At 71.2% G+C, this 20,708-nt stretch carries 19 protein-coding genes; 7 read left to right on the top strand and 12 right to left on the bottom strand.

Translation table 11 applies throughout. The features are described 5' to 3' along the window. The first annotated feature begins 12 nt into the window (after window positions 1-12). The gene (locus ACFWWR_RS15700; protein ID WP_384303672.1) at window positions 13-1,947 is read left to right on the top strand and encodes a fumarate reductase/succinate dehydrogenase flavoprotein subunit; all 1,935 of its coding nucleotides are present in this window, start codon (window positions 13-15) and stop codon (window positions 1,945-1,947) included. After that, window positions 1,944-2,720, top strand: a complete 777-nt coding sequence (locus ACFWWR_RS15695) for a succinate dehydrogenase/fumarate reductase iron-sulfur subunit (RefSeq protein ID WP_384303670.1) — start codon at window positions 1,944-1,946, stop codon at window positions 2,718-2,720. Before ACFWWR_RS15700 ends, ACFWWR_RS15695 begins: the two co-directional genes overlap by 4 nt. Here the strand turns inward: ACFWWR_RS15695 and ACFWWR_RS15690 are convergent. Beyond that, window positions 2,712-3,656, bottom strand: coding sequence for a class I SAM-dependent methyltransferase (locus tag ACFWWR_RS15690; RefSeq protein ID WP_384303668.1), 945 nt, complete (start codon window positions 3,654-3,656; stop codon window positions 2,712-2,714). The two genes, ACFWWR_RS15695 and ACFWWR_RS15690, sit on opposite strands and share 9 nt — an antisense overlap. A gap of 334 nt (window positions 3,657-3,990) precedes the next feature. Next, window positions 3,991-5,277: a hypothetical protein gene (locus tag ACFWWR_RS15685; RefSeq protein WP_384303666.1), complete on the bottom strand. Its 1,287-nt coding sequence runs from the start codon at window positions 5,275-5,277 to the stop codon at window positions 3,991-3,993. Window positions 5,278-5,477: 200 nt separating this feature from the next. Between ACFWWR_RS15685 and ACFWWR_RS15680 the strand changes: the two genes are divergently transcribed. Further along, a complete protein-coding gene (locus tag ACFWWR_RS15680) occupies window positions 5,478-6,917 on the top strand; it encodes a hypothetical protein (RefSeq protein WP_384303664.1) in 1,440 nt (479 codons plus the stop codon). Between the two features lie 26 nt (window positions 6,918-6,943). Here the strand turns inward: ACFWWR_RS15680 and ACFWWR_RS15675 are convergent, their stop codons facing one another. From ACFWWR_RS15675 to ychF, 8 genes are all read right to left on the bottom strand, one after another. Then, the gene (locus ACFWWR_RS15675) at window positions 6,944-9,568 is read right to left on the bottom strand and encodes a SpoIIE family protein phosphatase (protein WP_383858154.1); all 2,625 of its coding nucleotides are present in this window, start codon (window positions 9,566-9,568) and stop codon (window positions 6,944-6,946) included. A 252-nt stretch (window positions 9,569-9,820) separates the two neighbouring features. Beyond that, window positions 9,821-10,282 (bottom strand): ATP-binding protein, encoded by a 462-nt coding sequence (locus ACFWWR_RS15670; RefSeq protein ID WP_383858152.1) that lies wholly within the window; start codon window positions 10,280-10,282, stop codon window positions 9,821-9,823. Window positions 10,283-10,462: 180 nt separating this feature from the next. Further along, on the bottom strand, window positions 10,463-10,873 hold the full coding sequence (locus ACFWWR_RS15665) for a (deoxy)nucleoside triphosphate pyrophosphohydrolase (protein WP_383858149.1): 411 nt from the start codon (window positions 10,871-10,873) through the stop codon (window positions 10,463-10,465). A 45-nt stretch (window positions 10,874-10,918) separates the two neighbouring features. After that, window positions 10,919-11,110 carry an SPOR domain-containing protein gene (locus ACFWWR_RS15660; RefSeq protein WP_030041955.1) on the bottom strand — a complete coding sequence of 64 codons (192 nt, stop codon included), beginning with the start codon at window positions 11,108-11,110 and terminating at the stop codon, window positions 10,919-10,921. 404 nt (window positions 11,111-11,514) lie between these two features. Further along, the gene (locus tag ACFWWR_RS15655) at window positions 11,515-12,267 is read right to left on the bottom strand and encodes a GntR family transcriptional regulator (protein ID WP_383858145.1); all 753 of its coding nucleotides are present in this window, start codon (window positions 12,265-12,267) and stop codon (window positions 11,515-11,517) included. A 147-nt stretch (window positions 12,268-12,414) separates the two neighbouring features. Further along, on the bottom strand, window positions 12,415-13,629 hold the full coding sequence (locus ACFWWR_RS15650) for a DUF4190 domain-containing protein (protein WP_383858142.1): 1,215 nt from the start codon (window positions 13,627-13,629) through the stop codon (window positions 12,415-12,417). Between the two features lie 89 nt (window positions 13,630-13,718). Then, window positions 13,719-13,961 carry a hypothetical protein gene (locus tag ACFWWR_RS15645; RefSeq protein ID WP_384303662.1) on the bottom strand — a complete coding sequence of 81 codons (243 nt, stop codon included), beginning with the start codon at window positions 13,959-13,961 and terminating at the stop codon, window positions 13,719-13,721. Between the two features lie 328 nt (window positions 13,962-14,289). Continuing rightward, window positions 14,290-15,378: a redox-regulated ATPase YchF gene (gene ychF, locus ACFWWR_RS15640; protein WP_383858137.1), complete on the bottom strand. Its 1,089-nt coding sequence runs from the start codon at window positions 15,376-15,378 to the stop codon at window positions 14,290-14,292. Between the two features lie 195 nt (window positions 15,379-15,573). On the opposite strand from ychF, the gene ACFWWR_RS15635 reads away from it, so the two are divergent. Further along, window positions 15,574-16,158 carry a DUF6542 domain-containing protein gene (locus ACFWWR_RS15635; RefSeq protein WP_384303660.1) on the top strand — a complete coding sequence of 195 codons (585 nt, stop codon included), beginning with the start codon at window positions 15,574-15,576 and terminating at the stop codon, window positions 16,156-16,158. A 3-nt stretch (window positions 16,159-16,161) separates the two neighbouring features. Here the strand turns inward: ACFWWR_RS15635 and ppgK are convergent, their stop codons facing one another. Further along, complete coding sequence (ppgK, locus tag ACFWWR_RS15630; RefSeq protein WP_383858131.1) at window positions 16,162-16,908, bottom strand: polyphosphate--glucose phosphotransferase; 747 nt, start codon at window positions 16,906-16,908, stop codon at window positions 16,162-16,164. 70 nt (window positions 16,909-16,978) lie between these two features. Further along, window positions 16,979-17,995 carry a 4-hydroxy-3-methylbut-2-enyl diphosphate reductase gene (locus tag ACFWWR_RS15625; RefSeq protein ID WP_383858129.1) on the bottom strand — a complete coding sequence of 339 codons (1,017 nt, stop codon included), beginning with the start codon at window positions 17,993-17,995 and terminating at the stop codon, window positions 16,979-16,981. A gap of 165 nt (window positions 17,996-18,160) precedes the next feature. Between ACFWWR_RS15625 and xseA the strand changes: the two genes are divergently transcribed. The 3 genes from xseA (at window position 18,161) to ACFWWR_RS15610 (ending at window position 20,618) form a co-directional block, all read left to right on the top strand. Further along, on the top strand, window positions 18,161-19,414 hold the full coding sequence (xseA, locus tag ACFWWR_RS15620) for an exodeoxyribonuclease VII large subunit (RefSeq protein WP_384303658.1): 1,254 nt from the start codon (window positions 18,161-18,163) through the stop codon (window positions 19,412-19,414). 185 nt (window positions 19,415-19,599) lie between these two features. After that, the gene (locus ACFWWR_RS15615; protein WP_383858124.1) at window positions 19,600-19,839 is read left to right on the top strand and encodes an exodeoxyribonuclease VII small subunit; all 240 of its coding nucleotides are present in this window, start codon (window positions 19,600-19,602) and stop codon (window positions 19,837-19,839) included. A gap of 188 nt (window positions 19,840-20,027) precedes the next feature. After that, window positions 20,028-20,618, top strand: coding sequence for a malonic semialdehyde reductase (locus tag ACFWWR_RS15610; RefSeq protein WP_383858122.1), 591 nt, complete (start codon window positions 20,028-20,030; stop codon window positions 20,616-20,618). Window positions 20,619-20,708: the final 90 nt, after the last annotated feature.

Raw genomic sequence — 20,708 nt, 5'->3', positions numbered from 1 at the left:
TGGGGCCTTGTGATGTCCGTGGTCGACCGGCAGGAATGGGACGTCGTCGTGGTCGGCGCCGGCGGAGCCGGGCTGCGTGCCGCCATCGAGGCACGCGAGCGCGGTGCCCGTACGGCCGTCATCTGCAAATCGCTGTTCGGCAAGGCGCACACCGTGATGGCCGAGGGCGGCATCGCGGCGGCGATGGGCAACGTGAACTCCGGCGACAACTGGCAGGTCCACTTCCGCGACACCATGCGCGGCGGGAAGTTCCTCAACCAGTGGCGGATGGCCGAGCTGCACGCGCAGGAAGCGCCGGACCGGGTGTGGGAGCTGGAGACCTGGGGCGCCCTGTTCGACCGTACGAAGGACGGCCGGATCTCGCAGCGCAACTTCGGCGGCCACGAGTACCCGCGCCTGGCGCACGTCGGCGACCGCACGGGCCTGGAACTGATCCGCACCCTCCAGCAGAAGATCGTGTCGCTGCAGCAGGAGGACTTCAAGGAGACCGGCGACTACGAGTCGCGCCTGAAGGTGTACCAGGAGTGCACGGTCACCCGGATCCTCAAGGACGGCTCGCGGGTGTCCGGCGTCTTCGCCTACGACCGCGAGACCGGCCGCTTCTTCGTCCTCGAAGCCCCCGCCGTGGTGATCGCGACCGGCGGCATCGGCAAGTCCTTCAAGGTGACGTCGAACTCGTGGGAGTACACCGGGGACGGCCACGCGCTGGCACTGCTTGCCGGGGCGCCCCTGCTGAACATGGAGTTCGTGCAGTTCCACCCGACGGGCATGGTCTGGCCGCCGTCGGTGAAGGGCATCCTCGTCACCGAGTCGGTGCGCGGTGACGGCGGGGTGCTCAGGAACTCCGAGGGCAAGCGGTTCATGTTCGACTACATCCCCGACGTCTTCAAGGAGAAGTACGCCCAGTCGGAGGAGGAGGGCGACCGCTGGTACGAGGACCCGGACCACAACCGGCGCCCGCCCGAGCTGCTCCCCCGTGACGAGGTGGCCCGCGCGATCAACTCCGAGGTGAAGGCGGGCCGCGGCTCCCCGCACGGCGGCGTGTTCCTCGACGTGTCGACGCGGATGCCCGCCGAGGTGATCCGGCGCCGGCTGCCTTCGATGTACCACCAGTTCAAGGAGCTGGCCGACGTCGACATCACGGCGGAGCCGATGGAGGTCGGGCCCACCTGTCACTACGTGATGGGCGGCATCGCCGTGGAGTCGGACACGGCGGCCGCGCGCGGGGTGCCGGGTCTGTTCGCGGCCGGTGAGGTCGCGGGCGGCATGCACGGCTCCAACCGCCTGGGCGGCAACTCCCTCTCCGACCTGCTGGTCTTCGGCCGGCGCGCGGGCCTGCACGCGGCGGACTACGCGGTCGGGCTCGGGGCGGACCGCCCGCCCGTGGACGACACCCAGGTGGACACGGCGGCGGCGGAGGCCCTGCGGCCGTTCTCGGCGGAAGGCCCGGAGCCCGCCAAGGGGCCACCGGAGAACCCGTACACCCTCCACCAGGAACTCCAGCAGACCATGAACGACCTGGTGGGCATCATCCGCCGCGAGGCGGAGATGGAGCAGGCCCTGGAGAAGCTGGCCGATCTGCGCCTGCGGACCCGGCGGGCCGGCGTCGAGGGCCACCGCCAGTTCAACCCCGGCTGGCATCTCGCCCTGGACCTGCGGAACATGCTCCTGGTCAGCGAGTGCGTGGCCCGGGCCGCGCTGGAGCGGACCGAGTCGCGCGGCGGCCACACCCGCGAGGACCACCCGGCGATGGACCGCGAGTGGCGCCCCGTCAACCTCCTGTGCCGACTCACGGATCCCACCGGTGGGTTGGCCGCCACCGACCCGGTCCACGGCCAGATCGACCTCACCCGTGAGTCCACCGACCCCATCCGCCCCGACCTGCTCGCCCTCTTCGACAAGGAGGAGCTGGTCAAGTACCTCGCCGAAGAGGAGCTGTACGAATGAGCGGCTACACGGCCCACTTCAAGGTGTGGCGGGGTGACGTGCGGGGCGGCGGGCTGAAGGACTTCGAGGTCGAGGTGAACGAGGGCGAGGTGGTGCTGGACATCGTCCACCGCCTCCAGGCCACCCAGGCCCCCGACCTCGCCGTCCGCTGGAACTGCAAGGCGGGCAAGTGCGGTTCCTGCTCGGCGGAGATCAACGGACGCCCCCGCCTGATGTGCATGACCCGCATGTCGGTGTTCACCCCCGAGGAGACGATCACCGTCACTCCCCTGCGCGCCTTTCCCGTCGTCCGGGATCTGGTGACCGACGTCGGCTTCAACTACACGAAGGCCCGCGAGGTGCCCGCCTTCGTACCGCCCGCCGATCTCGGTCCCGGCGAGTACCGGATGATGCAGGAGGACGTGGACCGGTCACAGGAGTTCCGCAAGTGCATCGAGTGCTTCCTGTGCCAGGACACCTGCCATGTGGTCCGCGACCACGAGGAGAACAAACCGGCCTTCGCCGGCCCGCGCTTCCTGATGCGGGTCGCGGAACTGGACATGCACCCGCTGGACGCGGCCGACGAGACCGGCCTCGACCGCAAGAAGACCGCCCAGGACGAGCACGGTCTCGGCTACTGCAACATCACCAAGTGCTGCACGGAGGTCTGCCCCGAGGGCATCAAGATCACGGACAACGCGCTGATCCCCCTGAAGGAACGGGCGGTCGACCGCAAGTACGACCCGCTCGTGTGGCTCGGCGACAGGATCCGGCGCCGGCCTTCGTCAGGCTGATGCCCGCAGATAGCCCGAGTGCGCCACCTGTCCGAGGTAGGTGAACCGGGTCTCGGTGGCCATGTGCTTCTCGAAGGCCTCCTTGATGCCGGGCCACTTCGGGTGCCCGAAGTCGTCCAGCACGACGATGCCGCCGGGGGCGACGATCCGCTCGGCCCACTCCAGGTCCGCCGCCACACCGGAGGCGGAGTGGTCGCCGTCGACGACGATCACGCCGTAGGAGCGGTCGGATACCAGGGCGCGCACCTCGGGGTCCTCGGAGAAGCCCTGCTGGATGCGGGTGGCGGTGCCGGCCGCGCCAGCCAGGGCCAGGTTGGTGCGCACCGCGGCTCCCCGCACGGGGGTGCCCGAGGCGTCGGCGCCCATGGTGGCGCCGGGCTGCAGCTGTGTTCCCGCGAGCGGATCGACGATCGTCAGCCGCGGGTCACGCCCCGCACGCTCCATCATCCGGATCAGGGCGGCGCCGAACATCCCGTACAGGGTGCCGATCTCCAGGATCTCGTCGTTCGGCGGATCGAGCAGCGGTACGGCGGACAGCTTGCCGACGATGTTCATGGTGCCGCCGGCGATCCGGCCGACCCCGAGCGCCTCCAACGCGATGAGCAGCCGGAACGCCTGGGCGACATTGCGCTCGGCGCCGTCCTTGTCCCCGGTCACCCGCGCCAGCTCCGCGATCGTGCGGTCGAGGTGGGGCGCGGACGGCAGCCGTGACGCGCCGCGCCCGGTGCCGTCGAAGAACAGCTCCAGGGGGCGCTGGCGGCTGCGCAGCTTGTTCAGCTCCTGCTGCGTCGTCGCGTCGGGCGCGGTGCTTCCCGGGGTGTTCCCGACGGTGTTCGTCACGACCCGGCGGACCTGGCGCTCGATGCGCTGGTCGAGGAGTTCGACGATCGGCCGCAGGGCACGCCGGGCGGTCTTGCTGGTGAGTAGCGCTCGCATCCGTGGACGGTAGGGCGGCCACAGCCCACTCACAACCAACGGAGGGGCCCGTGCGGGCGAAGCGCGCATGACGTCTCGGCCACGGGATGTTTACGTCGCCGTACCCCGGCGCTTGATCAGCTCCAGGGCCCGGCCCAGATGGTGCTCCGCTCCGGCCCGCATCGTCCCCGGTCCCGGGTGGTCGCCGTCCAGGAGCCGGAGGGGGCGGTTCCGCCGCCCGGGCGAGGGGGGTGAGGTCGTCGCGGGTGAGGGGCCTGCGGTCGGCCGTCATCGTCGGATGCTCGCGCCGACGGGAGCCGACCGCAGCCGGTTCTCAGGTAGCGCCGGGTATGCCTCAGCGCACCCATCCCTCCCGGTACGCCGTCCAGTCCTCTTCCGTGGCCGCGAAGTCCACGTACGCGGCAACGCCGAAGTTCGCGCGGTCCGCGTCCGTGCGGGACAGACCCAGCCGGACCCCCCGCACCGCGGCGGAGACGGTCTCGGCGTGATTCCAGTGGCCGAACCGGTTCTCGTGGTAGAAGGGCAGGCCCATGAGCAGGTCGGTGGACTGCGGGGTGACCTCCAGAGCCAACGCGGTCTGCTGGGCGACGTAACCGCCGTACGTGCTCTCCAACGGCTGCATCGTGTCGTACGACATCACCGCGATCTGGTCCACCCGGCGCGCGACCTGCCCGAAGAACTTCTGCGACCACCACTTCGGGTGCCCGGCGACCGTGCCCCAGAAGGAGTGGAACCCCGGCACCGGATCGATCTGGTGCGCGGCGATCGACAGCTGTGCGTCCCGCGCGCGGGTGACGCGGTGCAGCGAGTCGAGGAGGGTGAGGTAGTTCCGGTCGCCCGAGTGCAGCGGCTCCAGATCGAAGTGCACGCCGTCGAAGCCGACGGCCAGGATCTGCCGGGTGGACGCGACGACGGCGGCCCGGGTCTTCGGCCGCTCCAGCCGCATGCCGTTCGGGCTCTCGGTGGCGAGCACGTCACCGAGCCAGGCCTGCACACGGATGCCGGGCGCCGCGCCGTGCATCGCGTCGATGAACCAACGCGCCCTGGGATACGCCGACTCGGGAAGCGTGCCGTCGTGCTCCAGCGGCCCGGAGTGGACGTAGAGGTCACGGATCCCGGTCGTCTGCAGCCGCCGGGCCAGAGCGGTGACGTCGGCGTCCTTCTTCCGCCCGTCGACCCAGGCGTGCCCGAGCCAGATCGCGTCCTTGTCGCGGGTGTGCGTGCCGGCCGCCGGATCGCCGGTGTAGTTCACCCGGAGGGCGATCTGGGCCGCGAGCACCGGCAGGACGACGACCAGGACGACCGCGAGGGCGGTGCGACGGACCCATCGGCCCCAGGACCGCCGCCGCTTCTGCTCGGGCAGGGGCTCCGGGTCCGCGTCCGGGTCCGGGCCCGGGTCCGGGTTCGGGCCCGGGTCCGGGTCCGCGTTCGGGCCCGGGTCCGCGTTCGGGCCCGGGTCCGCGTTCGGGCCCGCGTCCGGGTCCGCACCCGGCGTTGCCTCCGGGTCCGGCTTCGGCTGCGGTGGCGCGGCCTGATCACTGTCCGCTTCCGCTGCCGCAGGTGTCTCGCCCTTCTCGGGCTCCCGCTGTGCTTCCATCCCCGTCCCCCCAGAACGTTCCATGACGGCGTTCCCCTCCCCCATCGGTGTACGGCCAGCCGCCACCCCGGTCGCGCCCCCGCATTCCTCCTCATACGCTCCGAAACGTGACGTCATCGTTGATCCGGAGCCGCCCGCGGCGCACTCGCTCTCACATATCGGTGCGGGTGGCGCATGCCTTGCTGGGCGGTGCGGCCGGGCTCGTGTGGCTGGTGTTGCCAGGGATGACGATCAACACGGACGTTCCGGTTGCGATCAGCACCGACGCCCAGGTCGCCGCCGCGCAGGAGGACGAGGAGACGTCGGCCGCCGACCTGGTCCTGCCGCTCGCCGTGGTGGGCGCGGCAGGAGTCCTGGCCGGATACGGCTACCTGCGACGCACCCGGCGGGCCCGAACCCGTACGACCCCGGGCGGCAGCACCCACCCGGCGCCCCCCTCCGCGCCCCTCACCGGCCTCGACGAACAGTCACGGACGCTGCTGGCCGAGGCCGACGACCGGATCCGCGCCGGCCGCGAGGAACTGAGCTTCGCCGGGCCGCGTGCGGGATCGGCGGCCGTCGCGCCGCTCAGCCGGGCCGTACGGGAGGCGGAGGCCGAACTGTCCGCCGCCTTCCGCATCCGCCACCGGTACGACGCGGGCGTCCCGGAGGACGAGCCATCCCGTCGTCACGCGCTGACCGGGATCGTGGGCCGATGCCAGGAGGCGGCCCGCCGACTGGACAGGGAGGCGGCGGCCTTCGACCGACTGCGCGGGCCGGCCCTGGAGTCCGGGGAGGCCCTGGCCTTCGCGGAGACCCGGTTCCGCGAACTGGCAGCCCGCACGGCGACCAGCGAGACGACCCTCACGGACGTCACCCGGCACTACGCGCCCTCCGCCACCGCCCCGGTCACCGGCTACGTCGAGCAGGCCAAGGACCACCTGGTCTTCGCCACCACCCACCTCAACCGGTCCCGCCAGGCCGCCGACTCCGGCGACCGGGACCGCACGGCCGGCGATCTCCGCGCCGCCGAGGGCGCCATCGCGCGGGCCGCCGTACTGCTCGACCGGGTGGAGCGGCTGGCGGCGGATCTGACGACGGCCCGGGAGATGCTCGCGGCCACCCTGACGGGCGCGGAGGCGGAGTTGGCGGTGGTACGAGCAATGCCGGCCACCGGAAAGCAGGGACCTTCGAACGGCCCCCTGTCCCACGTTCCCGTGGGCGAACTGCGCGCCCGGCTCCGGCACGCCGACGCCGTCCTGGCCTCCGTACGGCAAACGCTGACCGGCGCCCGTCCGTACGACCCTCTGGACCTCCTGCGACGGATCGTCGAGGCGGCCGCACCACTCGCCACCGGCCGCGGCGGCGTCCTCCCGGCCGCCGCCCTGCTCACGGCGCACCACGCGATCGCCGACGCGGACGCCTTCATCGCGGTGCACCGGGCCGCGGTGGGCGCCGAGGCCCGCACCCTGCTGGCGGCGGCCCGGGACACGGCGCCGACCGGACCGGCCGCGCCGCCCTCCACGCTCATGGACCGACTGCACGCCGACACCTTGGCCCGCCGGGCGCGGGAGCTCGCCGAGCAGGACGTCCGCCTGCGCGGCAACCCCCACACGGACACCGCCCCGCCGGCGGGCTTCGGCGGCCCCGGCAGCCGGGCACACCGCGACTCCCCGACCTCGTGAGGCCCCCTCGGGCTCACCCGCCTCGCTCAGAACAGGCTCAGCAGGGCCTCCGCCGGATCCGCCAGGCCGGTCTCCCCGTCCGGCAGCGGGAGTTCGAACCACACCGTCTTGCCGCGGGGCGTCCGGCGGGAGCCCCAGGCCGCGCTGAGGAGGCCGACCAGTTGCAGGCCGCGACCGCCCTCGTCGGTGTCGCGGGCGCGGCGGCGGCGGGGCTGGACCAGGCCGGAGTCCCAGACCTCGCACACCAGCGTGCGGTCTAGCAGCAGCCGCAGCCTGATGTCGCCCTCGCCGTAGCGCAGGGCGTTCGTGACCAGTTCGCTGACCAGCAGCTCCGTCGTGTCGACCAGGGGTTCCATGTCCCAGCGCTGCAGCTGGCCGCGGGCGTACTCGCGGGCCTTGCCCACACTGCGCGGCTCGCGCGGCAGCGTCCAGTCGCCGACCGAGTCGGCGGGCAGGCCCTGGACGCGTGCCATGAGCAGGGCGATGTCGTCCTCGCCGTGGAGGCTGTCGAGGGTGTGCAGGACGTGGTCGCAGACGTCCTCCAGGGGGCTGGAGGGGTCCGTCAGCGCTCCTACGAAGGCCTGGAGGCCCTCGTCCAGCGGGTGGTCGCGCGATTCGACCAGTCCATCCGTGTAGAGCGCGAGCAGGGCGCCCTCCGGCAGTTCGACCTCCACCTCCTCGAAGGGCTCGCCGCCCACGCCGAGCGGCATGCCCGGCGGCACGTCGAGCATCAGCGCCGCCTCACCGGGTTCGACCAGGACGGGAGGCAGGTGGCCGGCGTTCGCGAACGTGCACCTGCGGGTCACCGAGTCGTAGACGGCGTACACGCACGTCGCCAGATACACCTCGGAGAGGTCGGCCTCGCGGGGGCGACGGGCCGCGCGGGTGGCCTGCTGGACGCCTCCCGGCGCCCCGAGGCCGCGCGCGATCTCGTCCAACGCGGAGAGGACCTCCGCCGGTTCGAGGTCCAGCAGGGCCAGTGTGCGTACGGCCGACCGCAGTTCACCCATCGCCACCGCGGCCCGCAGGCCGCGGCCCATCACGTCCCCCACCACCAGCGCCGTACGGTGCCCCGGCAGTTCGATCACGTCGAACCAGTCGCCGCCGACCTCGCTCGGCCGGTCCGAGGAGGAGTTGCCGGGCAGGTAGCGGCAGGCGATGTCGAGGCCGGAGGCGACCGGGTCGCCGGGGGGCAGCAACGACCGCTGCAGTATCAACGCGCGTTCGTGCTCGCGCCGGTACAGGCGGGCGTTGTCGATGCAGACGGCCGCCCGCGCGGCCAGCTCCACCGCGAGGTCCCGGTCCCGGTCTCCGAACGGCTCGCTGCCCTTCGTCCGGGCGAACTGCGCGATGCCCACGACCGTGTCGTGGGCGACCATCGGCACGGCGAGCGTGGACTGGACGAGGCCGCCGTCCTCGGCGGGCACCCACTGCGGGCGGGCCGTGCGCAGGGCGTCCGCGCAGGGCGAGTTGAAGGGGTAGTGGTGGACCGCGCCGACCGCGACCGGGTCGCCCGAACCGGCGAAGGGCGCGTCGGAGACGGCGCTGGCGAAGGCGACGCGGCGGAGTTCCGCGCTGCCGTCGGCGAGGCCCGGCGGAGTCTCGTCGCCGGCCAGCAGGCCCTGGTAGAGGTCGACCGTCGCCAGGTCGCAGAAGCCGGGGACGACGACGTCGAGGAGTTCTCGGGCGGTGGTCTCCAGGTCGAGGGAGTTGCCTATGCGGGCACCGGCCTCGTTCAGGAGGGCGAGATTGCGCCGGGCGTTGGCGGCCTCGCGGGCGGCGGCGCGACGGGCGGTGATGTCGAGTCCGAGCCACGCGATGCCGATGGGGCGGCCGGAGCCGCTGTGTACGCGGTAGAGGTTGATGGACCAGTGGCGGCGCTCGTCGGAACCCGGCACGAAACCCGTGACGTGCATGTCAGTGATGGAGTTGCCGGTTTCCAGCACCCGGCGCAGGGTCGCGCCGACCCGCTCGGCCTCCGGGCCCTGCAGATAGTCGTACACACCCTTGCCGCGGTGGTCGTCGGGGGTGCCGCCGAAGGTGTTGGCGAACTGCAGGTTGGCGCGGCGCACCCGCAGATCGGGGTCGATCAGCAGGAAGCCGAACGGAGATTGACCGAAAATCGACTGCGAGGCGGCGAGGTCGGTCTCGATGCTGCGCAGGGTGCGGACGTCGACGACTATGCAGACGGCGGCCTTCTCGCCGTCCTCGGTGCGCGTCGGCATGACGTACACCTCGGCGAGCCCCTGCCGTCCGCGCTCGCCGGTCGCGGCGTCCGGCACGCCGAAGGGGACCACGCCGGTCCACTCCCGCCCGTCGAGGATCTCCGCCATCTTCCGCTGGCCCCGCTCCTGCAGGTCCGGGTCGATGAACGCCTCGATGGGGTCCATGCCGACGGCCCGCTCGGCGGCGATGCCGAAGAGCTGCTCGGCGCGCAGGCTCCACTGCTCGACCAGCCCGTCGGGGCCGATGGAGAAGGACGCGACCTTGATGTAGTCGTAGATCGAACCAGGCGGACTGCTCTGCCACATGGCATCCCCGGGCGGCACGTCTTCCGGACGGATGCCCGCAGCGGCATCACCCGCGGCCTCCGTCCTCGCGCCGTCCGACGGGTCCTTCGACTCCGTGGCCTTCGCTGGTATCTCGCTCACGCGAACCGTCCCCTCCAGCTCACCGCGTCCGGCACCGGTCACCGGGGGCGGCTGCCCGCAGTATCCAGCACTACGGCGCCGCACAACACGGTGTTCACGATCACAGCACGGTCCCGATGGTTTTCGGTCCGGACCGTGACAACACCTACAGTCTTCTAACCAGCGGACACGTCGTCGAACCACGTGGATCCACAACCGCCACTGGCCTGAACCAGTTGCTCGACAGAGCGGAAGCGGCCGTACACCGCCGGCTCATCCCGGCACCGCGAGTTCGAACCACACCGTCTTGCCCGCGTCGTCGGGCCGGGTGCCCCAGCGGCGGGAGGAGTGGGCCACCAGTTGCAGGCCCCGGCCGCTCTCGTCCTCGGGCCGGGCGACGCGCTCGCGGGGCGGGTCCGGGAGCGGGTCGGAGACCTCCACCAGCAGGACGCCGTCGAGGCCGGCGGGGCGCACCAGCCGTACGCCGATGGGGCCGGTCGCGTGCCGCAGGGAGTTCGTGACCAGCTCGCTGACCAGGAGCGCCGCGAGGTCCGCGAGGCTGCCGAGAGCCCAGTCGCGCAGCCGCCCCCGGACGACGGCCCGAGCCCTGCGCACGGCGCCCGGGTCCGCCGGGAAGGTCCACTCGGCGCACTCGCCTTCGGTGTCGATCACGCCGATCACATCCCGGGCCAGCCGGCTCACCCATGTCCGTTTTCGTGGGGTTAATGGGCACATACCCGATATCAAGCCGGCAGTACCGCCCACGGGGGCGCACTGTGACACCAACGGCGTACGGGATGATCAGCGCACGCCGGTCAAGAACAACGCACGTCCATCAGCACGCCCCGGCCCTGGCTGCCCCAGCCGCATGGCGTTCAGCACGCCCCGGCCCCCGGCCGCCCGGCCTTACGACGTTCAGCGCGTCCTGGTCTCGAGCCGGGTCGCCGCCTCGCGCACCGCCGCCACGTCCTGGTCCAGCCAGGGCACGTCCCAGATCTCGGCGGGAGCGAGCCAGCGGAGTTCGTCGTGGTCCTGGAGGGGCTTGGGGTCGTCGGAGCCGGGGAGGAGACAGGCTGTCCACACCTGGAGGACGTAGGGCGGCTTCAGGGGCCACTCGCCCGGGACCCGCTCGACGGGCTCGGTCCGGACGCCGAGTTCCTCGCGCAGTTCGCGCACGAGCGCCGCCTCGGGCGTCTCGCCCGCCTCGACCTTGCCGCCGGGCAGTTCCCAGCGTCCGGCGAGTTCGGGGGGCGCGCTGCGGCGGGCGGCGAGGAGGCGGCCGCCGTCGAGGAGGGCGGCCCCCACCACCACGATCCGTTCCGTCATGCGCCGGAGCCTACGACAGCGCAGGGGCCGACGGGACGGGAGCGCTCAGTCGGCCGAGCTGGTGCCGTTCTGCCCGATCCGTTCGACCCAGTAGAGCTGCTTGTGGCCGCGGCCGTCGAGGCTGTCCGCGATCTTCTGGGCTTCGGCGCGGGTCGCGTACCTTCCCACTCGGTAGCGATTGCCGTTGTCGTCCTGCCGTATGACGAGCCAGGGAAGAGTGATCGTGCCGTCGTTCATCGCGCCCCACTGCTCCTTCCCGCCCCGGCCCGGCCGCTTCCCACCCACAGCCTGCGACGAGCCCCGCCCGCTAAGGAAACCGCAATCCGCATATGCCCGAGCCTACGCCCAACCTTTACGCAGCGAACTCGCCTTTTCACAAAGAGGTACGCAACCAGCCAGCACCGACCGGCGCGCCCGGGGGCGCGCATCGTCGAACGCGCCCCCTCTATGCGTCGACGCATCCGGCCGGCGACATGACCCCGGCATCGGCACCGACCTGCAGGAACGGCCGAATTCGAACGCCGTACGAAGATAAGCCCGTTGGGCGTTCGCCGGGGGCAACTGCCAGGAGGGCGTGCGCCACTTCACATCCGGCTGCATCGAGTCACCTCGGCCGCAGCAGAAGTCGGCCGGTATGCGCGCTACTTCACCGGGAGGTGGTACGCCACCCGGTACCGGTCCGCCGGAATCACCACATCGGCCGTCTCCACCGGGCGGCCCGAGGCGTAGTACGTGCGCTGGACCACGAGGACGACATGGCCGGGGACACCGCCGAGCGCGAGGAGCTCCTCGGCGAGGCCGGGGCGGGCGCCGACCTCCTCGGTGACGTTGTCCACCACCACGTCGATGGCGGCCATCCTCTCGACGACGCCCATGCCGCCGAGCGGGCCCTCCTCGGGCAGCATCACGGGCGTACGGCCGGTGACGGCGAGGGGCTCCCAGGAGGTGGAGAGCATCATCGCCTCGCCGGCCGCCCGGAAGACGTACTTCGTGCACATCACGCGGTCGCCGGGCCGGATGGCGAGCCGCTCGGCCACGGCACCGCTCGCCTCGGCCTGTTCGCTGCTCGACTCCCAGGTGCCGCGCGTCCCGCCGTCGGCCTGCTCCTGCCGGAAAGGCGTGGCCCCGCCGGCCGGGCGGTAGCCGGAGCGGGCGATGCTGCGGGGCACCGGCCGCTCACGCACGTACGTCCCGGACCCGGAGCGGCCCTCGACCAGCCCTTCGGCCATCAGCACCTTGCGCGCCTCCAGCGCGACGGTGTCCGAGACGCCGTACTCCTCGCGGATTCTGGCCTGGGACGGGAGGCGGGTGTGCGGTGGCAGCGAACCGTTGACGATCTTCTTGCGGAGATCACCCGCGACACGCAGGTACGCCGGCTGCTCACCGAAAGTCACTGGCCGCTCCCATCAGCTTGTACAGACAGCAACAGCCTGGCAACCGTGGGTTGTGCCATGCAAGCAAAGGCCAGAGAATCACTCGATGTGATGACATAAGCCCTCGCAGGGCTTTACGCAGGCGCTTTCTCCCCGCTATGGGCGCCGTCACACCTCCAGGTCGTCACCCGATCCCCCGACGTCTCCGCCGGTGCCGCCCTCGTCGTCGGGCGGCGGAGTGGTGGCCAGCCCCAGAGCCTTGCGTGCCGTGACCGACAGGGCGGAGTCCTCCAGCTCCAGGGCCTCGCCGTAATGCAGGTAGAAGGCGTCCACGTCGGCGGCCACGGCCGCCTTGGACCACGGCGCCTGAAGGGCCTCCACCTCCTTGGCGACGGCCTCGACCGGCTTTCGGGCGTCGGCGGGCCACGTGTGGCCGCGCAGCAGGCCGGCCTCCTCGGCGAGCGCGGACACGATGCGCGCCGCCCACTCCTTGTTGGCCTCCAGATCGTCCTCGGGAAGGTCCTCGGGCACCGACTCCATGGCCGCCTGCTGGACGTTGACCGCCTTCAGGTACGCGAGCTGGTCCGCGTCGAGCGTCGTCTCGTCGTTGCGCAGCGAGCCGCCCTCCATGGCCGCGTCGCTGTCCGTATTGCCGAACGCGCAGGTGATCTCGCGGTCGCCGAGATCCCAGCTCTCCTGGGACGGCACCACGTAGTACACGTCCACGTCGTCCGGTACGGCCCAGGTGTCCATGGCGTAGGCGGAGCGGAGCTTGTAGCACTTGTCCTCGGCGGTGTCGGTGACCGAGGTGTCACCGGGGAAGTCGCCGTCCGGCAGCACGACGACCGCGAACACCTCGCCGTCGTGCGTGCCGGAGCAGGACACCTCGTCGAGGTCGTACGTCGAACCCTCCAGGCCGCTCGGCGAGTCGAAGCACTCACCCTTGGCCGGCGAGCTGCTGCTCGCGGCCTCCTTGAACCCGTCCCAGAACTCCGACACACCGTTCGTGGCGAGCGTCAGCACCCACAGGGCGAGCCCGAGGGACGACAGCACCGACCCGATGACGGCCATGGCCTTGCCGCGCTCGCCCCTCTTCTTGATCTGCCGCAGCGCGATCAGTCCCAGGACCAGTCCCACGGCCGGCAGGCAGCACAGGATGCCGAGGACGAGGGCGGCGATGGCGAGCCCGTTGACCGGCGCCGGCTGGTTGTACGGGCTGTAGCCCTGGCCCCAGCCCTGGTAGGGAGGCTGAGGGTAGGGGCCGTAGGCAGGGCCGTACGGGCCCTGCGGGGACGGCGGAGGCGGCGGCGGGTACTGGCCCTGCGGGTACGGCCCTTGGGGTTCCTGAGGCTGGTAGGGCCCAGGGGGCGGGGGTATGGACACGGGTACCGTGCTTCCTGGTTCGGGCGGCGGGGCCGGGGTGTTGACCGTACGGAACTGACGTACGACAGAGCGCATGGTAAGCGCGGGGCTCACAGGTGCGGAATGCCGGTCACGAATACGACGATCCGGGCGGCGAACGGGCTGACCGCGAGGTGGGCGGCGGCCACGGAGGGCGGGACGGTGTTCTCCGCGCCCGGCGTCCGGCCGCTGCCGGCCCTTCCGGCCGACGGAGCGGCGGGGGCGGCGCGCGAGGAACTGGCGGCGGCGACCGGCCTGCCGGCCGACCAGGCCGCCGACCCGGCACGGGAGTTGCTCGCAACGACGGCGGACATCCGGGGCCTGAGCCCCCGCCGTCAATGCGAGTGTCGACTGTGCCTTCGTCGGAGCCCTCAGCAGCGGCTTCTGCAACTGGCGCATCGACTACCGCACATCGCGAGGCCGGACGCACAGCGAGTGCAAGATCGATCCGGTGCCGGAACAACTCTCCCCGAATCCTGCCTCGTTATGGGCAGGCGTCAACTGTCGCGTTTGTTGGGCCTGGTGGCCGGGCTCGCGAAGGGGAGGACCGAACGCCGGTAAGGGGTGTCGGTGGTGCCGACCGGCGCCACCGACGGGGGCCGGTCCCGGCGGAACCGGCCCCTTCTGACATTCCGCGGGCGATCACACGTTGAAGCGGAACTCCACCACGTCCCCGTCCTGCATGACGTAGTCCTTGCCCTCCATGCGGGCCTTGCCCTTCGCGCGGGCCTCGGCCACCGAACCGGTCTCCACCAGGTCGCCGAAAGAGATGACCTCCGCCTTGATGAAGCCCTTCTGGAAGTCGGTGTGGATGACGCCGGCGGCCTCGGGGGCGGTGGCGCCCTTCTTGATGGTCCAGGCGCGGGATTCCTTGGGGCCGGCCGTCAGGTAGGTCTGGAGGCCGAGGGTGTTGAAGCCGACGCGGGCGAGGGTGGTGAGGCCGGGCTCCTCGGCGCCGACGGACTGGAGGAGCTCCATCGCGTCCTCCTCGTCGAGCTCGGCGAGGTCCTGCTCCAGCTTGGCGTTGAGGAAGATCGCCTCGGCGGGGGCGACGAGGGCGCGCTGCTCGGCCTTGAAGTCGTCGTCGACCAGTTCGTCCTCGTCGACGTTGAAGACGTAGAGGAACGGCTTGGTGGTGAGGAGGTGCAGGTCGTGCAGCAGCTCCTCGTTGCCGGAGCCCTGGACGATGCCCGCCGAGAACAGCGTGTCGCCCTTCTCCAGGATCTCCTTCGCCTCCTCGACGGCCTTCACCTTCGGGGCGATGTCCTTCTTGATCCGCGACTCCTTCTGGAGGCGCGGCAGGACCTTCTCGATCGTCTGGAGGTCCGCGAGGATCAGCTCGGTGTTGATCGTCTCGATGTCGTCCTTGGGCGAGACCTTGCCGTCGACATGGACGACGTTCTCGTCCTTGAAGGCGCGGATGACCTGGCAGATCGCGTCGGACTCACGGATGTTCGCCAGGAACTTGTTGCCCAGGCCCTCGCCCTCGGAGGCGCCCTTCACGATGCCCGCGATGTCGACGAAGTCGACGGTGGCCGGGAGGATCCGCTGGGAGGAGAAAATCTCGGCCAGTTTGGTCAGCCGGGCGTCCGGGACGCCCACCACGCCGACGTTCGGCTCGATCGTGGCGAACGGGTAGTTGGCCGCCAGCACGTCGTTCTTGGTCAGGGCGTTGAACAGGGTCGACTTGCCGACATTCGGCAGTCCGACGATTCCGATCGTGAGCGACACGGTGCGACTTCCCGGAGTGAGAGGGCTGGCGAGAGGACCGGGGGCGGGCCCCTGGCGTCAGGCCCCTGGGGGCCGATCCACCAGTCTACGGCGTGCCCGCTCCCGCCCCGGCGACGTGTCGAATGCTTGGCCAAGGTCCGGTCGACGGCGTGTCTGAGGAGCGATTCGACACATAAAACGACCTAAGTTGGTCCGGTGGAGCAACACAGGACACGATCCCCGCACGACGGAACGCGACGCGGTGTGCCGCCGCCCCTGCCGCCCCAGGCAACACGGAGCGCGAAGGCCGGCAGAACCGGTTCGCCTTCGGCGCCTGGTGGTGTGCCGCCACGGCGGCCCGCGGCGGTACGGTCGACCGCGCCGCCGATCGTCCAGTCCGTACGCCGGATGCCCAACCCGCGGCTGACCGGGCTCGGCGGCGGGCTGTTCTGCGCGGCGCTGATGCTCGCGCTGGGCTGCCTCGACCAGCTGCTGTTCGGCGCCTCACTCACGGTGTACGGCGTCCTGTTCCTGCCGGTGTGCGTGGTGACCGCCGTGTGGATCCGGCGGGGCGATCTGCTGACCGCCCCCATCGTGGTACCGATCGCCTTCGCCGTGGGGCTCATCCCCGTGGCCGAGACCGGGGGCGGGGCCGGCGGGCGGCTGATGGGGCTGTTCACGGCGCTCGCCACGCAGGCCGGGTGGCTGTACGGGGGTACGCTCATCGCCGGCCTGATCGCCACGGTTCGGAAGATCCGCCTGATGAACCGCCGGGCCGCGAGAAACCGCCCGCCCGTGTGATCCCTAGTTCCCCTCGACCGCGTGCATCGCCGCCCCCACGATCCCCGCGTTGTTCAGCAGCTGCGCCGGGACGATCTCCGCCTTGATGCCCTCGATGTGGTGCAGGAACTTCTGTGACTTTCGGCTGACGCCCCCGCCGATGATGAACAGCTCCGGCGAGAAGAGCATCTCGACGTGGGCGAGGTACTTCTGGACGCGGTGGGCCCAGTGCTCCCACGTCAGGTCCTCGACCTCCCTGGCCTTGCTGGAGGCGCGCGTCTCCGCGTCGTGCCCGTGCAGTTCCAGGTGACCCAGCTCGGTGTTGGGGACGAGGACGCCGTCGACGAAGACGGCGCTGCCGATGCCCGTGCCGAAGGTGAGCAGGACGACCGTGCCCTTGCGGCCCTGGCCGGCGCCGAAGTTCATCTCGGCGACGCCCGCCGCGTCCGCGTCGTTGACCACCGTCACCGGCAGGCCGCCCAGACGGTCGCTGAACAGCGCCCGCGCGTCCATGTCGATCCAGCCCTTGTCGACATTGGCCGCCGTACGGATCGTGGCCCCGCCGGTCACCACACCCGGGAAGGTGAGCCCCACCGGTCCGGTCCAGCCGAAGTGGTCGATGACCTGCTTGACGCCGTCGGCCACCCCGTCCGGGGTCGCCGGATGCGGAGTCAGCACCTTGAAACGCTCGTCCGCCAGGTCGCCCCTGTCCAGGTCCACAGGGGCGCCCTTGATCCCGGATCCACCGATGTCCACGCCGAAGATCTGCATGGCTCTACGTTACGACGGACGACTGACAGTTATTCGGCCGAGGTGCCCTCAGGCATCGGCCGAGGACTTCTCACACACCATCCGCACCGGATCCACCGCGCTGCTCCATCAGCGCCGCCGCCTCCTCGCGCAGGTCGCGGCGCAGTTCCTTCGGCAGGGAGAAGATGATGGACTCCTCGGCCGCCTTGACCAACTCGACGTCCTCGAAGCCGCGTTGCGACAGCCACTCCAGGACCTGCTCGACCAGGATCTCCGGCACGGAGGCACCGGAGGTGACGCCGACCGTGGACACGCCCTCCAGCCACGCCTCGTCGATCTCGTCGGCGAAGTCCACGAGGTAGGCCTCCCGCGAGCCCGCGAGCTTGGCGACCTCGACCAGGCGCTTGGAGTTGGAGGAGTTGCGGGAGCCGACGACGATCACCAGCTCGGCCTCGGCGCCCATCTGCTTCACCGCGAGCTGACGGTTCTGCGTGGCGTAGCAGATGTCGTCGCTGGGCGGGGAGATGAGCTGCGGGAACTTCTCCTTCAGGGCGTCGACGGTCTCCATGGTCTCGTCGACGGAGAGGGTGGTCTGGGAGAGCCAGACGACCTTCGACTCGTCGCGGACCTCGACCTTGGCGACGTCGGCCGGGCCGTCGACGAGCTGGATGTGGTCGGGGGCCTCGCCGGAGGTGCCGATGACCTCCTCGTGGCCCTCGTGCCCGATCAGGAGGATGTCGTAGTCCTCGCTCGCGAAGCGGACGGCTTCCTTGTGGACCTTGGTGACCAGCGGGCAGGTCGCGTCGATGGTGGCGAGCCGGCCCTGCTGGGCCTCGTCGTGGACGGTCGGGGCGACGCCGTGCGCCGAGAACATGACGATGTTGCCCGGCGGCACCTCCTCCGTCTGCTCGACGAAGATGGCGCCCTTCTTCTCCAGGGTCTGCACGACGTACTTGTTGTGGACGATCTCGTGCCGGACGTAGACGGGAGCGCCGTACTGCTCCAGGGCTTTCTCGACGGCGATCACGGCGCGGTCCACACCCGCGCAGTAGCCACGGGGGGCGGCGAGCAGGACACGGCGGCCAGGCGAAGCAGTCATGCACCCCATCGTAAGGCCGCGTTCGGCGGGTCGAAGATCGCCCGGGCGCCGGGCCGGTGGGGAGACCGGCGGTGAGCGGGGCGGGCGTGCGGCGAGGACCACGCGCACGGGGCACTCGCGAGACCGGGCGACGCACGACGGGGCGTTGTCGTACGCGGCCGTTACCCTCGCGGCATGGCTGTCAACACGTCCCCCGAAACGCCCCTGCCCGTCGGTGAGGTCTCCCGGCTCATCGGAGGGTGGATCGACCGGCTCGGGGCGGTGTGGGTGGAGGGGCAGATCACCCAGTTGTCGCGGCGGCCGGGAGCGGGGGTCGTCTTTCTCACGTTGCGGGATCCGTCGTACGACATCTCCGTGGGCGTCACCTGTTATCGGCAGGTGTTCGACGCCGTCTCCGATGTCGTCAGCGAGGGTGCGCGGGTCGTCGTCCTCGCGAAGCCGGAGTGGTACGCCCCGCGGGGGCAGCTCTCGCTGCGGGCCGCGGAGATAAGGCCGGTCGGCGTCGGCGAACTGCTCGCCCGGCTCGAACAGTTGAAGAAGACCCTCGCCGCCGAGGGGCTGTTCGCGCCGGAGCGCAAGAAGCCGCTGCCCTTCCTGCCCCAGCTCGTCGGGCTGGTCTGCGGGCGGGCGTCCGCCGCGGAGCGGGACGTGCTGGAGAACGCCCGGCACCGCTGGCCCGCCGTCCGCTTCGAGGTGCGCAATGTGGCCGTGCAGGGGGTGCACGCCGTGCCGCAGGTCGTGCAGGCCGTGAAGGAGCTCGACGAGATCGACGAGGTGGACGTGATCGTCGTCGCGCGCGGGGGCGGCAGCGTGGAGGATCTGCTGCCGTTCTCCGACGAGCAGTTGATCAGGGTCGTCTCGAGCTGCCGTACGCCCGTCGTGTCCGCCATCGGGCACGAACCCGACACACCGCTCCTCGACTATGTCGCCGATGTGCGCGCCTCCACCCCGACCGACGCCGCCAAGAAGGTGGTGCCGGACGTCGGTGAGGAGTTCGAGCGGGTGCGGATGCTGCGGGACCGGGCCCGGCGGTGTGTGCAGGCGTTCGTCGACCGGGAGGAACGCGGGCTCGCCCAGGCGCTCGCCCGGCCGGTGATAGAGGATCCGCACCGGATGATCGACGAGCGGGCCGACCAGGTCGCGGCCCTGCTCGACCGCGGCCGGCGCACCCTCGGCCATCACCTCGACCGCGCCGACTCCGAGCTGACGCACACGCACGCACGCGTGGTGGCCCTCTCCCCCGCCGCCACCCTCAAGCGGGGGTACGCCGTGCTCCAGAAGACCGACGGCCACGTCGTCCGCGACCCCGACGAGGTCACGGGGGACGAGGTCCTGCGGGCGCGGGTCGCCGAGGGTGAGTTCGTGGTTCGAGTCGATGCAGGGCCTTTCCGGCGGACCAGCCCGACGCCGACTCACCGCGCCGAATAGGCACGGGTGAGCGGGGCCTGGTGCGTGCGGCTGCAAGGCGGAGGAGGGAGTCGACGCGATGGGGGTCCCCCCGCTCGAGCGAAGTCGAGAGTGGGGGAGTCGGCGACTGACGACAACGCGGCAGATGTGCGTGCCAGGCCCCGCGGCCCCGTGGTGGGCCACCGGACAGGCTCTAGGGTGGGCGAATGAGCAGCAAGGTGGATGAGGCGCTCGGGTACGAGCAGGCGCGGGACGAGCTGATCGACGTGGTGCGGCGGCTGGAGGCGGGCGGTACGACGCTGGAGGAGTCCCTCGCGCTCTGGGAGCGGGGCGAGGAGCTGGCCAAGGTGTGCCGGCGCTGGCTCGAGGGGGCGCGGGCACGGCTGGACGCGGCCCTCGCGGAGGAGGCGCCGGCTGACCGGGAAGGCACCGGCGACGCCGAGTAGCGGCCAGGTACGAGGAGCGGCCGGGAAGCGGGGCAGCCCCCGCGGCGACGAGAGGGCGGCCTCCGGCCCTGTGAGGCGGATCACCACGCTCCGGTTTTTGTTGAAGGTTGAACTTCATTCACGTACGGTCGTCGATGTCAGCCGGTCCGGTACCCCAGACCCGACGTACGTCTCGAGAAGGTTCATTCATGTCTCTCGTCCTTGACCCCGCCGCCCAGGACCTCCTGTTCCGTGAGGCCCGTACCGCGAACACCTTCACCGACGAGCCGGTGACCGACGAGCAGGTGCAGGCGATCTACGACCTGGTCAAGTACGGTCCGACCGCCTTCAACCAGTCCCCGCTGCGCGTCACCCTGGTCCGCTCCGCCGAGGCCCGTGAGCGCCTGGTCCAGCACATGGCCGAGGGCAACCGGCCCAAGACGGCCACCGCCCCGCTGGTCGCGATCCTCTCCGCGGACAACGAGTTCCACGAGGAGCTGCCGGAGCTCTTCCCGCACTTCCCGCAGGCCAAGGACGTCTTCTTCGGCGAGCGCTCCGCCCGTGAGGGTGCCGCCGCGCTGAACGCCGGCCTTCAGGCCGCGTACTTCATCATCGGCGTCCGTGCCGCGGGTCTCGCCGCGGGCCCGATGACCGGTCTGGACTTCGAGGGCGTCCGCAAGGAGTTCCTCGACGACGACCACACCCCGCTGATGGTCGTCAACATCGGCAAGCCGGGCGACGACGCCTGGTTCCCGCGCTCCCCGCGTCTGGCCTACGACGAGGTCGTCACCACCGTCTGAGCGAACGACCCACAGACACGAAAGGCCCCCGGCGGCAACGCCGGGGGCCTTCGTCATGCCTGTCGCACGAGAGCCCGCGTCCTGCCTGTG

Source organism: Streptomyces sp. NPDC058678 (assembly GCF_042714835.1).
Lineage (GTDB): Bacteria > Actinomycetota > Actinomycetes > Streptomycetales > Streptomycetaceae > Streptomyces.
Note: the sequence above shows the minus strand (reverse complement) of the source record. Positions and strands in the feature narration are given on the sequence as shown.